General features: G+C 66.2%; 12 protein-coding genes and 1 pseudogene. 4 read left to right on the top strand and 9 right to left on the bottom strand.

Annotation, left to right across the window (positions count from 1 at the left end):
* A pseudogene (locus QOH60_RS11045) lies at window positions 1-395 on the top strand (amino acid-binding protein); the annotation flags it as partial.
* 11 nt (window positions 396-406) lie between these two features.
* On the opposite strand, the gene QOH60_RS11040 reads toward QOH60_RS11045, so the two are convergent.
* Together QOH60_RS11040 and ligA are read right to left on the bottom strand one after the other, a co-directional pair.
* Window positions 407-1,306 (bottom strand): hypothetical protein, encoded by a 900-nt coding sequence (locus tag QOH60_RS11040; RefSeq protein WP_526420107.1) that lies wholly within the window; start codon window positions 1,304-1,306, stop codon window positions 407-409.
* Between the two features lie 175 nt (window positions 1,307-1,481).
* Window positions 1,482-3,551: an NAD-dependent DNA ligase LigA gene (gene ligA / locus QOH60_RS11035; RefSeq protein ID WP_526420105.1), complete on the bottom strand. Its 2,070-nt coding sequence runs from the start codon at window positions 3,549-3,551 to the stop codon at window positions 1,482-1,484.
* 57 nt (window positions 3,552-3,608) lie between these two features.
* Between ligA and QOH60_RS11030 the strand changes: the two genes are divergently transcribed.
* Window positions 3,609-4,004 (top strand): MmcQ/YjbR family DNA-binding protein, encoded by a 396-nt coding sequence (locus tag QOH60_RS11030; protein ID WP_526420103.1) that lies wholly within the window; start codon window positions 3,609-3,611, stop codon window positions 4,002-4,004.
* On the opposite strand, the gene QOH60_RS11025 is transcribed toward QOH60_RS11030, so the two are convergent.
* Window positions 4,001-5,005 carry a uroporphyrinogen decarboxylase/cobalamine-independent methonine synthase family protein gene (locus QOH60_RS11025; RefSeq protein WP_526420101.1) on the bottom strand — a complete coding sequence of 335 codons (1,005 nt, stop codon included), beginning with the start codon at window positions 5,003-5,005 and terminating at the stop codon, window positions 4,001-4,003. The genes QOH60_RS11030 and QOH60_RS11025 overlap by 4 nt on opposite strands.
* Window positions 5,006-5,030: 25 nt before the next feature.
* Here QOH60_RS11025 and QOH60_RS11020 point away from each other — a divergent pair, with 25 nt between their 5' ends.
* Window positions 5,031-5,708: a sensor domain-containing protein gene (locus QOH60_RS11020; RefSeq protein ID WP_526420099.1), complete on the top strand. Its 678-nt coding sequence runs from the start codon at window positions 5,031-5,033 to the stop codon at window positions 5,706-5,708.
* Window positions 5,709-5,810: 102 nt separating this feature from the next.
* Window positions 5,811-6,650 carry a hypothetical protein gene (locus tag QOH60_RS11015; protein ID WP_526420097.1) on the top strand — a complete coding sequence of 280 codons (840 nt, stop codon included), beginning with the start codon at window positions 5,811-5,813 and terminating at the stop codon, window positions 6,648-6,650.
* 56 nt (window positions 6,651-6,706) lie between these two features.
* On the opposite strand, the gene mnmA is transcribed toward QOH60_RS11015, so the two are convergent.
* The 6 genes from mnmA to QOH60_RS10985 form a co-directional block, all read right to left on the bottom strand.
* Window positions 6,707-7,771 carry a tRNA 2-thiouridine(34) synthase MnmA gene (gene mnmA, locus QOH60_RS11010; RefSeq protein WP_526420095.1) on the bottom strand — a complete coding sequence of 355 codons (1,065 nt, stop codon included), beginning with the start codon at window positions 7,769-7,771 and terminating at the stop codon, window positions 6,707-6,709.
* Entirely contained in the window at window positions 7,768-8,961 is a 1,194-nt protein-coding gene (locus QOH60_RS11005) for a cysteine desulfurase family protein (RefSeq protein WP_526420093.1), read from the bottom strand. The genes mnmA and QOH60_RS11005 overlap by 4 nt, the downstream gene beginning before the upstream one ends.
* A gap of 46 nt (window positions 8,962-9,007) precedes the next feature.
* Window positions 9,008-9,835, bottom strand: a complete 828-nt coding sequence (locus QOH60_RS11000; protein WP_526420091.1) for a lysophospholipid acyltransferase family protein — start codon at window positions 9,833-9,835, stop codon at window positions 9,008-9,010.
* Window positions 9,832-10,635 (bottom strand): GNAT family N-acyltransferase, encoded by an 804-nt coding sequence (locus QOH60_RS10995; RefSeq protein WP_526420089.1) that lies wholly within the window; start codon window positions 10,633-10,635, stop codon window positions 9,832-9,834. The genes QOH60_RS11000 and QOH60_RS10995 overlap by 4 nt, the downstream gene beginning before the upstream one ends.
* 138 nt (window positions 10,636-10,773) lie before the next feature.
* Window positions 10,774-11,730: an electron transfer flavoprotein subunit alpha/FixB family protein gene (locus QOH60_RS10990; protein WP_526420087.1), complete on the bottom strand. Its 957-nt coding sequence runs from the start codon at window positions 11,728-11,730 to the stop codon at window positions 10,774-10,776.
* Between the two features lie 19 nt (window positions 11,731-11,749).
* Window positions 11,750-12,541, bottom strand: a complete 792-nt coding sequence (locus QOH60_RS10985; RefSeq protein ID WP_526420085.1) for an electron transfer flavoprotein subunit beta/FixA family protein — start codon at window positions 12,539-12,541, stop codon at window positions 11,750-11,752.
* Window positions 12,542-12,707 lie beyond the last annotated feature (166 nt).

Below are 12,707 nucleotides of genomic sequence, written 5' to 3'. Positions count from 1 at the left end.
TCGAGCTGATCGATCACGTGGCCGGCGGCGGCGACCGGATGGGCAAGCTTCAGGTGCTTGCCGACGAGTCACCGCGGGTGCTGCGAGTGAGCTGGTGCACCGTCCTGCGGCTCTCCGACGACGGCTTCGAGCGCGTGGTCGGAAGTCCCGGCGCACCGGAGACCGCAGCCGCGTCGGCACCGTGGCTGCCGCTTGAGCATGCGGCGGCACTCGACGGATCCGCCGACTGGGTCCCGCAAGTGTGGCAGGACATGGACACCACGTTGGCCGCCGCGCCGCTGGGCGACCCACGATGCGCGGTGATGCTCGGCCGTCCCGGCGGGCCGGAATTCAGGCCGTCGGAAGTGGCGCGGCTGGGTTATCTGGCCGGCATCGTCGCGACGATCCTGCGCTGAGGTTCAGGGCGTCATGGGGAAGACGCGTTCACTGTCCAGAGGTCGTTGAACTCGTCAACCATCGCGGCGTAGAAGGCATGATCCGGGCGGCACGCGATTAACGGGCTGAGACTCGAGCGCCGCGAATACATATACGGAATGCAGGTTGCGCGCGAGTCCGTGATGGCGATTTGGAAATGCGGACATCCGCGGCTTATTTGACGCACAGCAATACCCGGACATTGCTGGCTCAGCTTGCTATAGGAGCGGAAGGTGCTGACGAGCGTCTCTTGCACCTCGCCAAGCCGATCCTCCTCGATCGCGTCGTTGATCAGTTCCGGCAGCGCGGGATTTTCCGGATGCATCAGCAGGATTCTGACCTCGCACCCAGCCGCCGCCTTGTCCTTTACCGCCTTTGCGAAACCGGGGCTCTTGCGCCAGCTGGACAGACTAATTCCCATGATGTCGAAAGCGTGCTCGGTCTCAGCGAGGATTCCCATCCACTCGTTTGCCGAACCGAAACTGTGTGCCTGCGGCAGAAATTCGACTCCTGCGTCCGCGTCACCACCTGACGCCACGATCCCATCAAAAGGGCTCGTTACCTCCCAGTTGGCCGCCTCGAGGCTGTCAATGTGATCAACGACTCCCTTCACATACACACCGTCAACGAGCGGACTCGGCTTCATGGTGTATTCAACGAACCGCTGGTCGTGAAGATCGAACGGCATGAGCTCGCCTCGCTCGGCGAGCAGGATCAGCGGGCGGCCTGCTGCCTGTGCGATGGCGATCTCGTAAAACACATTTGGGTTATGACCAGTGACTACCGCAATGCACAGGTCGTCGCCGAGGATCCGCGAGAACATCTGGTCGGTGATCTTGCCGGGATCGCGCAAGTGGTCCGAGCGGAACGCCTCGATTCCGCGCTGCTCCATCGCTGGCTTGATGATGAACCTGAAGACGTCGTCTGAGTGTTCCCGCGTTGGCGTACCTGGATCTCCAATCGGAGCGATCACGAAGCAGCGTTTGCCCACGCTGCAACAGCTTACTGACGCAGCAAACGCGTGTTCGCGGAATTGGTGCGAGCCATGACTCACTGGCTGTCGGCGGTCAGGGCGCCGGCGGCCCGTTTTCCAGCAGATCGCGGAAGCCGTCTTCGTCGAGAATCGGCACACCGAGTTCGACAGCCTTGTCGTACTTGGAGCCCGGTGAATCGCCTGCCACCACGAAGGCGGTCTTCTTCGAGACCGAGCCCGCCGCCTTGCCGCCGCGCGCGACGATGGCCTCCTTGGCCTCGTCGCGAGAGAACCCGGGCAACGAGCCCGTGACGACGATCGACAGGCCGTCCAGCGTCCGGGCGATGCTGGCGTCGCGCTCGTCTTCCATGTGCACGCCGGCGGCGGCCCATTTCTCCACGATCTCCCTGTGCCAGTCGACCGCGAACCACTCGATGACCGCGTCCGCGATCGTGGGCCCGACGCCCTCGACGGCCGCCAACTGCTCCTGCGACGCGGCGGTGATTGCGTCGATTCTGCCGAACTCGGTGGCCAGGGCGCGCGCAGCGGTGGGGCCGACGTGCCGGATGGACAGCGCGACCAGCACGCGCCACAGTGGCCGCGACTTCGCATGGTCCAGATTGTGAAGCAGCCGTGCCCCGTTCGCCGACAGCGCGCCGTCCTTGGTCGTGAACAGGTCGGTGCGAAGCAGGTCGTCTTCGGTCAGCGAGAACAAGTCGCCCTCGTCGGTGATCACGCCGGCTTTCAGCAAGGCGATCGCGGCCTCGTAGCCGAGCCCTTCGATGTCCAGCGCGCCGCGGCCGGCGACGTGAAACACGCGCTCCCGCAACTGTGCTGGGCACGATCGGGAGTTCGGGCAGCGGATGTCGGCGTCGCCCTCCTTGGCCGGGGCGAGGGTGGTGCCGCATTCGGGACAGTGCGTGGGCATGACGAACTCGCGTTCGGTGCCGTCACGCAGGTCGACAACGGGACCCAGCACCTCTGGGATGACGTCGCCGGCCTTGCGGATCATCACGGTGTCGCCGATCAGCACGCCCTTGCGCTTGACCTCCGATGCGTTGTGCAGTGTCGCAAGGCCGACCGTCGACCCCGCGACTTTGACCGGCGTCATGTAGGCGAACGGCGTGACGCGCCCTGTGCGGCCCACGTTGACCCGGATATCGAGCAGCTCGGTCTGCGCCTCCTCCGGCGGGTACTTGTACGCGATCGCCCAGCGCGGTGCTCGTGATGTCGAACCGAGCCGCCGTTGGACGGCGACGTCGTCGACTTTGACGACGACCCCGTCGATTTCGTGCTCGACGTCGTGGCGGTGCTCACCCCAGTAGACGATCCGTTCCTCAGCGGCGGCAATGCTTTTCACCCGCGTGGTGTGCTCCGAGACCGGCAGCCCCCACGCTTTGAGCGCGGAGTAGGCGTCGTGCAGCGTCTTAGGGCGAAAATCCTCGGTGTGGCCGATGCCGTGGCAGATCATCCGCAGCTTGCGTTTGGCGGTGACGGCGGGGTTCTTCTGACGCAGCGACCCGGCGGCACTGTTGCGCGGGTTGGCGAACGGCGCTTTGCCCTCTTCGACGAGGCCGGCGTTGAGGTCTTCGAAGTCCGATACCCGGAAGAACACCTCTCCGCGAACTTCGAGCACTCCGGGAATCGGGTATTCCTTTGTGGCCGTAAGCTTTTCCGGTATCTCGTTGATAGTGCGCGCATTGAGCGTGACGTCTTCGCCCACCCTGCCGTCGCCGCGAGTGGCCGCGCGCGTCAATCGGCCATCGCGATACACGAGGGACAACGCGACGCCGTCGATCTTGAGCTCGCAGAGGTAGTCCGGCTCACGGCCGATTTTGTTCTCGACCCGCTGCGCCCAGGCTTGCAGCTCGTCGGTGGCGAACACGTTGTCCAGGGACAGCATCCGTTCGAGATGCTCGGCCTCGGCGAAGTCCGTCGCAAAGCCCGCGCCGCCGACGAGCTGCGTGGGCGAGTCGGCGACCCGCAGTTCCGGGTATTGCTCTTCGAGTGCCTCGAGATTTTTGAGGAGCTTGTCGAATTCCGCGTCGGTGATGATGGGCGCGTCCTTGACGTAGTACCGGAACTGGTGCGCGCGCACCTCCTCGGCGAGCTCCTGCCAGCGTCGCCGCACGTCAGGATCGATGGGATCGGTCTCCTGGGCCACCCCCGCAGGCTATCGGAGCGCCCCGACAGCACCGACCGCCGACGTTAGGCTGGCGCTGTGCCGCATCCGATCATGTTCACCGACGACGACTTCGGCTTGCGAGAATTGCGAAAGATCGCGCTGGGGTTTCCTGGCGCGTTCGAGAAGGTCTCGTGGGGTCGGCCGGTGTTCTGCGCGCCGAAGATCTTCGTGATGTACGGCGGCAACGAAAAGCGGCATGGCGACATGGTGCCGTTCCCGTACTCGATGCTGGTGAAGGTCGACGAGTCCGATAGCGAGGCGCTGCAGCAGGACAGCCGCTTCTACTACCCCGCCTACATGGGGCCGTCCGGCTGGCTGGGCCTGGACCTCACCGCCGCCAAGGTCGACTGGGCCGAGGTGGGCGAGCTCGTCGACGCGTCCTACCGTCTCGTCGCGGCGAAGAAGCTGATCAAGGAGCTCGACGCGCGCTAGATGGCGTCCGGATCAGCGGTCACCGTTTCAGCGGTCTTCACGGACAGCTCGATCGCGCTGCGCGCCCATTCGAGCGTTGCACCCGCAAGCCCGCATGCCGGCGTGACGCCGATCCGTTCTGCCAGCACGCTGCGGGCGAAACCAAGTCGGTCAGTCAGCGTTGCGACCCGCTGCGCAATCTCCTCTACCGAAGGCGGCAGGGGCACAGCAGTGGCCGGCACGAGACCCAACATTGCGGTGCGGCCGCTGTCGACGAATTCGCCCAGTCCGTCGGGGTCGGACAGGCTCGACATGTCGATAGCTACTGCATGGAACTTGCTGCGCTGCAGCACTTTCCACGGCAAGTCCGCTGCGCAGCAGTGCACCGCGACCTCGGCGCCCGCCGCTGCCACGCACATGTCGAACAACTCGACGGCAACGTTCTCGTCGACCGGGTGCACGGGCGTGAACGCCGTCACCCCGGTCAGCCGGCCCGCCAGGGCGGCGGGCAACGACGGCTCGTCCAACTGCACCACCACCGAAACCTCAAGGCGCCGAGCCACTTCTGCCCTATGCGCGGCAACGCCCTCTGCCAGCGATGCTGTCAGGTCCCGCAGCGCGCCCGAGTCAGTGATCGCGCGATGGCCGTTGGGGAGTTCCAGCTGCGCTGCCAGCGTCACCGGCCCCGGCGCCTGCACCTTGATTGTGCGCTGGCCACCCCGCAGCCCGGCCTTCTCCCACGCCTCCTCCAGCGCGTCGATGTCCTCGTCGAGGAAACTACGCGCGCGGCGAGTCACCGCTCCGGGCCGCGCCGTGATGCGGTAGCCGCGTGGCGTCGTGTCGATCGCGATGTCGACCAGAAGCGCCCCGGCCCGTCCAATCATGTCCGCGCCGACGCCGCGTGCCGGCAGCTCGACCAGATGCGGCAGCGAATGCAGTTCCCCGACAATCACTTCGGCGGCTTCTCGCGGTGACGTCAAAGGCCACGACCCAATCCCCGTCGCGGTGGCGAACGCATTCACGTGAGCAACAGTATTCTGGCTCATCATGGCTCTGCAGCCGTTTGCTCTTCGCGCAAGCGCTCATCGACGCAGCAGCATGCTGCTCAGCTGCCTGGCCGCGGCGACGCTGGTCAGCGGATGCCTGCACGTCGTCGACGGCGTCGCGACCATGCCGCCGACCGAAGGCCCCTACCCCGGTGGCATCGACGTCGACAAGCTGCTGCTCACCACCCCCGAGCTCCGCGACATCACAGGCGCGGGCCTCGACCTCTCCGGCGTGCCCGGCATGGATTCGATCCAGACGGTCGACGACGAACTCCTCGTCGACTCGGCGCCACCGGAGTGCCAATTCGTGTTCCTGGAGAGCCAGACGTTCGGCCCCGACGTCAAACAGTTCCACAAGACAAGCTTTCAGAACCCACCGAAGGCGGCCCTGCTGTCGGAGGCCGCGGCCGCTTACGTCAACGCCGACGCCGCCCGGCGTGCGTTCGACGAAGTGACAAACCTCGTAAAAGCGTGCGGCGAGAGCGCATCCGGATATCCGTACGTCTACGACTACACGGCTGAGCCCGGTGTCGTAATTCGCGCCGAGAGCATTCGCGACTGCGGCCGCATCTACCGCCTTGCGGACACCGTGCTGGTGGAGGTCACCTACTGCGGCTACAGCCACGTCGTGCCCGACCTCGTCGTCAACCGGATTGCATCACGCGTTCACCCTCGCTAGTTCCCCGCTCGCGAATCTGAAGCTCATGCGACGACACGCCGAACCGGATCGCAGAGGATTCAGATTCGCGGAGGTGTCGGTGTCGCTGCGCACACTCTTGCCATGCAGCGACCGTTCATCGGGCAGGAAGCCCTCGCCGAAGGAGTTCTGACGCCGCATCTCCTTCGGTCCAGGTTCGTGGCGATCTATCCCGGGATCTACGTGCCGAAGTCCGCGGAGATCACTGCGGCCGTTCGCGCTGAAGCCGGGTGGCTGTGGTCGCGCCGGCAAGGGATCGTCGCTGGCCTCTCCGCGTCTGCCCTGCACGGTGCGAGGTGGATCAGCGATACACGCCCGGCGGAAGTCATCCATGCAAACAGCCACCCTCCGTCGCGCCTGCACGCCTGGACGGACCAGATCGCCGACGACGAAATCACTCATGTTCTTGGCATTTCACTGACCAATGCTGCGCGGACCGCACTCGACCTCGCGTGCCGGTATCCGGTCGACGAGGCGGTCGCGGCCGTCGACGCGCTTGCGCGTGCCACAAAGCTGAAGCCTGCCGCCGTGGAGTTGCTGGCTGAGCGCTACCCAGGGCGCCGCGGCATGAAGCGCGCACGGATCACCCTCGGCCTGGTCGACGCAGGATCAGAGTCTCCGCGCGAGACGTGGTTGCGGCTGCTTCTCATCCGTGCAGGATTTCCGCGCCCCGAGACACAACTCGCGATCTACGACGAGTATGGGCAACTTATCCGATCCGCCGACATGGGTTGGCGCGAGCTCAAACTCGCGGTCGAGTACGACGGCGACCATCACCGGACCTCCCGCCGTCAGATCGCGAAGGACATCCGCGACATGGAACTCCTCGCGCAATTGGGCTGGCATGTCGTCCACGTGACGTCGGAAGACTGCGGGCCCGACATCGTTCGACGCGTGGGCGACGCACGGGCCTCGCGAATCTGAAATCTCTGTGATCCGTTTCGGCGTGTCGCCGCAGAGGATTCAGATTCGCGGACCGGCTAGCGGATTGTCGCCGACGCGATGACCTCGTCACCGTCGGCGTCTGGCCGATACAGCACCATCGTCTGCCCTGGCGCGACCCCGCGCAGCGGTTCGCGCAGCCGCGCCTGCAGCCGGGAACCGACGAGCTCGGCCACGGCGTTGACCACCCCGCCATGGGCTCGCACCTGCACCGCGCATTCCACTGGTCCGGTGGTCGCCGTGCTCGACGTGAACACCGGCCGTTCGCCGACCACCTGCCAGACCTCGAGATCCGAGGCGCCGCCGACCGTCACCGTCGCGGTCGCGGCATCGATTGCAGTGACGTAGCGCGGCGCCCCGTCCGGCCCGGGGCCCGCAATGCCAAGCCCCTTGCGTTGGCCGATCGTGAACTCGTGTACGCCGTCGTGTTCGGCCAGCACAGAGCCGCCGGCGTCGACGACGACGCCGCGCCGCACACCGATCCGGGTGCCGAGGAACGCCTGCGTGTCACCCGAGGGGATGAAGCAGATGTCGTGGCTGTCAGGCTTGTCCGCCACCGCGAGGCCGCGCGCGGCCGCCTCGGCCCGGATCTGCGGCTTGGCCGTATCGCCCACCGGGAACAGCGCATGTCGCAGCTGCTCGGCGGTGAGCACCGCCAATACGTACGACTGGTCCTTGGAGGTGTCGACGGCCCGCCGCAGCCGTCCTTGCGACAGCCGCGCGTAGTGACCGGTGGCCACCGCGTCGAAGCCCAGCGCCAGCGCCCGGGCCGCCAGCGCAGAGAACTTGATCGTCTCGTTGCACCGCACACACGGATTCGGCGTCTCGCCGCGTGCATACGACGACACGAAGTCATCGATCACGCTCTCTTTGAACCGCTCGGCGAAATCCCATACGTAAAAAGGGATCCCGAGGATGTCGGCGACCCGCCGGGCATCGCCCGCGTCCTCTTTGGAGCAACATCCTCGCGAACCGGTGCGCAGCGTGGCCGGCGCCGTCGACAGGGCCAGGTGCACGCCGACGACATGGTGGCCGGCGTCGACCATCCGTGCAGCAGCCACCGAGGAATCCACGCCGCCGCTCATCGCAGCAAGAACTCTCACCTGGAGACCCCCGCGCTGGCCAGTGCTGCCTGACGGGCTCGGTCCACCGCGGCCGGAAGGACATCGAGGACGGCGTCGACATCGTCACGAATACTGGTGCGCCCCAGCGACAGACGGATCGACCCCCGTGTCGATGCAGCATCGGCACCCATCGCCAGCAACACATGTGACGGCAGCGGAACACCGGCCGTACAGGCCGAACCGGTGGAGCATTCAATCCCGTTGGCATCCAACAACATCAATAGGGCATCGCCCTCACAGCCGGTGAAGGTGAAGTGCGCATTGCCCGGAAGCCGTGCCTGCCGTGGACCGTTCAGACGCACGTCGTCGATGCTCGAGAGCACGCCGTCGATCAGGCTGTCGCGCAGCGCGATCAGATTGGAGCTGTGCGCGTCAAGCCCGTCGACGGCCAGCGTTGCCGCCACGGCCATGCCGACCGCCCCAGCGACATCCGGTGTGCCCGAACGTACGTCGCGTTCCTGACCGCCGCCGTGCAGCAGTGGTACGCACGCGGTGGCCCGACGCAGAAGCAGTGCACCGACACCGGTCGGGCCGCCGAACTTGTGCGCAGCGATGCTCATCGCCGACAGGCCGCTCGCGCTGAACGACACGGGCAGCTGCCCGACAGCCTGAACCGCGTCACTGTGCACCGGAACGTCGAATTCGGAGGCAACAGCCGCCAATTCGGTGATCGGCATGATGGTGCCGACCTCATTGTTGGCCCACATCACCGACACCAAGGCGACGTCATCGTGCTGATCGAGCGCGTCGCGCAGCGCAACCGGCGAGACCACACCGTCGCTGTCGGTGGGCAGCCACGTGACCTCGGCGCCCTCATGGTCTTGCAGCCATTCCACCGCGTCGAGGACCGCGTGGTGCTCGACGGCGCTGGTGACGATCCGGCAGCGCCGCGGGTCGGCGTCACGGCGCGCCCAGTAGATGCCTTTCACCGCGAGGTTGTCGCTCTCGGTGCCGCCGGCGGTGAAGATCACCTCCGACGGTCTCGCACCGAGCCGGTCGGCCAGAGTCTCCCGCGACTCCTCGATCGCACGGCGAGCGGCTCGGCCGGATGTGTGCAGCGACGAGGCATTTCCTACCGTCGCCATCGCGGCCGTCATCGCCTCGATCGCATCGGGATGCATCGGGGTGGTGGCCGCGTGGTCGAGGTACACCGAGCGCAGGAAGCTCATAGCCCGTCCAGCTTAACCGTCGGCCGCGATGGCCCCGTTCGTGCGCTCAGGCGACGAGCACGTGCTCGTAACGCGCTGAGGTGGTACCCCGCAGCAGCTCTTGGCAGCGCGCCGCGAGCTCGCCGCGGTGAGTGCCGGGCAGCAGCAATTCCTCGACGTGCACGTGCACGAGGATTGGGCGCACCGCGAGTACGCGCAACAGCGATGCGAGCAATGTGTCGTCGCCGACGAACGCCGCCACCGTCGACGGGCGCCCGTCATGCTGTTGGTAGCTCACCCGCAACGGTTGTACGGGGCGACCCGCATCGATCGCGGCCTGAAACATCGCGGGGCGGAATTCGCCGTGCGCCAGTCCACACCACGTCGTTCCCTCGGGGAACGCGGTGACGTTCTGGCCCGAGCGAAGCCGCTCCGCCACGGTATTGACCACGTCGGGAAGCTGTCGCAGGTTGTTCCGATCGATCGGGATCATTCTCATCACCCGGGCCATGGCACCGAAGGCGAAGCCTCGAGTCACCTCCGCCTTCGCGACGAACGCGGTGGGCATCAGCGAGTAGATCACGAAGGCATCGACCCAGGACACGTGAGGGCTGACGACGAGGACTCCCGGCACGTTGCGAATCGGGCCGCCGGACTTGACGATTCGCACGCCCACGCACCAGATGAAGAACCGCCAGTACGACCTGACGATTCGCGTCTTGCCCGGGACCTTCAACGCCAGCAGCGGCATCACCAGCACCAGCACGATGATGAGAGTCCCTCGGTAGGCCACCCGTCCGACGCGGACGACGTGGCCGAGCCTGCCGACTGTCTCGATGCGCACGCAGCTGGTGTCACACGGCCCGTGCGGGTGCCAAGCGTGGAATTCGCTCATTGCACGGCCTCGGCGGCCGCAGCGACCGATCGCAGACGTTTCAGGTAGCGGACATCGGCCTCGCGCTTGTCCAGCAGCGCTGGGAAGTCGGCGACGCCGAAGTCCGGGTCGTGCGCGGGCTCGCCGCACACTCTCGCCCCCAGCCGCAGGTAGCCCCGCATCAGCGGCGGCAGTGACACCCGCTGCGGTGGCGCGATGTCGTCCAGCGTCGCCCCGTCGAGCACCACCGGCCGGTAGGGCCGCACGGTGTACTGCGAGCGGTACCGCTGCAGGACATAGTCGCGGACTCCGCGGGCCCGGCGTCCCGCTACGTCGTCATCGACATCCTGGATCGGCACCGAGACACATCCGGTCACGTAGTCGTAGCCACTGCGGTCGAGGTAAGCGAGTATTCCCGCCCACATCAGAAGCACGACCGCGCCATTGCGGTGTTCCTCGCGGACCACGGCTCGACCCATTTCGACCAGCGACGGCCGCAGTGGGTCCAACTCGCTGACATCGAATTCCGTCGCGGTGTACAGCCCGCCTGCTGCGATCGCGCCGGGCGGCGGCAGCATCCGGTAGCAGCCGACGAGCTCGCCGGTCGAGTCCTCGCGTACCAGCAGGTGGTCGCAGAACTCGTCGAACCGGTCGGCGTCACTAGCCGAGGTCAGCGTGTACCCCGGCTCGGAAGTGAAGACCTCGTAGCGTAAGCGCTGCGCATCTTCGATGAGGTCGGGGTCGGTGGACAGCAGCAACGTGTACTTGGGTGCCGCGGCCTCTTTCGGGTCAGTGGCAAGCAGGACAGATGCGGTGCTCATGGCTGCACGGTCGCGCAGGTGCATCTCAGGACGGCATCGTATGTGTGACGTGTCCGTGGACGGTTGGTGACGAAATATCGCCATCAGATGCAAAACCCCCTGTCGCGCTGCACGTCCCGGGAGCTTAGCCGACGACAATCAGCCCTTGCGCGCTTTTACCGCCTCAGTCAGCTGGGGAGCAACCTTGAACAGGTCGCCGACGATTCCATAGTCCGAGATCTCGAAGATCGGCGCCTCTTCGTCCTTGTTCACGGCGACGATCGTTTTGGACGTCTGCATGCCGGCGCGGTGCTGGATCGCACCGGAGATACCCAGCGCGATGTACAGCTGAGGCGAGACCGTTTTGCCGGTCTGGCCCACCTGGAACTGGCCCGGGTAGTAGCCGGAGTCCACCGCGGCACGCGACGCGCCCACGGCGGCACCCAGCGAGTCTGCCAGCTCCTCGATGACGCTGAAGTTCTCCGCGCTGCCGACGCCACGACCGCCGGAGACGACGATCGTCGCCTCGGACAGCTCGGGCCGGTCGCCGGCCACGGCCGGCTCTCGCGCGGTGATCTTCGTCGCGTTCTCGGCGGGTTGGGGAACGTCGACGCTGACCTGCTCGCCGGCTCCGTCGCTGGGCTCGGCCTCCACTGCGCCGGGACGCACGGTGATGACGGCGATCTCGCCCTCGGCCTCGGCATCGACGGTGAAGGCGCCACCGAAGATGGAGTGCACGCCCTTCTTGCCGTCCAAGACCTCAACGACGTCGGTCAGCACGCCGCTGCCGACCCGCGCCGCCAGACGGCCCGCGATCTCCTTGCCGTCGGCACTGGCGGCCAACAGCACGGCGGCCGGACTCGCCGACTCTGCCAGCGACGCCAGCACATCGACCTGTGGCACCAGCAGGTAGTCGTCGACGAAATCGGCCTCGGCGATGTAGATCTTGGCCGCGCCGGCTTCCTTCAGTGCGCCGACCAACGGCTCTGCGGTGCCGGGCGTACCGACAACAACGGCAGAAGGCTCGCCCAATACCTTTGCGGCGGTGATCAATTCGAGACTCACCTTCTTGGGCGCACCCTCGGCGTGCTCGATCAGAACAAGTACTTCAGCCATGATTAGTTCAAGCCTTCTCTCAGATGATCTTCTGCGACTTCAGATAATCGGCGATCTTGGTGCCGCCGTCGCCCTCGTCCGTAACCTTTTCACCGGCGGTCTTCGGCGGTTTCGGCTCCGCCTTGAGCACCTTCGAGCCGGCGTTGGCCAGGCCCACCTCGTCACCCTCGACACCGATCTCAGCCAGGGTCAGCTTGGTGACTTCCTTCTTCTTGGCGGCCATGATGCCCTTGAAGGACGGAAAGCGGGGCTCGTTGATCTTCTCGGTGACGCTCACTACAGCAGGCAGGGACGCCTCCAGAGTGAACAGGCCGTCGTCGGTCTCGCGCTCGCCCGTGACCTTGTCGCCCTCGACCGACAGCTTGCGCACATGGGTGAGCTGCGGCAGCCCGAGGTATTCGGCGATGATCGCCGGTACTGCGCCGCCCACGCCGTCGGTGGCCTCGTTACCGGCGATGACGAGCTCGGTGCCCTCGATCGTGCCCAGCGCCCGTGCCAGCACCCACCCGGTCTGCACCATGTCGGAGCCGTGCATGCCCTCGTCGAGCACATGCACGGCCTTGTCGGCGCCCATGGACAGGGCCTTGCGGATCGCCTCGCTAGCGCGCTCCGGGCCGGCGGTCAGCACCGTCACAGTGCTGTCGTCGGCCGCTTTCTCCTTGATCAGCAGCGCCTCCTCGACGGCGCGCTCGTTGATCTCGTCGAGCACGGCGTCGGCGGCGTCACGGTCCAGCGTGTAGTCGTCGTCCTTGAGCTTGCGCTCGGACCACGTGTCCGGGACCTGCTTGATCAGCACCACGATGTTCGTCATGGGTCTGCCTTGTCCTCCTTGAATTGACCGGCATTGGCCACCGGTCCGAATGTCACGATTCGCCAGCACGCCATGTTACTCGCGGGTAACTTAGCGTGGTTTGCCCGTTCACCATAGCTGGTCGGTGCAGGTGATCTGACTGCGCGTCGGCGATGAGCCGCTGGCG

It is taken from the genome of Mycobacterium sp. (genome assembly GCF_032159765.1).
Taxonomy (GTDB): domain Bacteria; phylum Actinomycetota; class Actinomycetes; order Mycobacteriales; family Mycobacteriaceae; genus Mycobacterium.
This window is presented reverse-complemented; position numbering and strand designations above follow the sequence as displayed.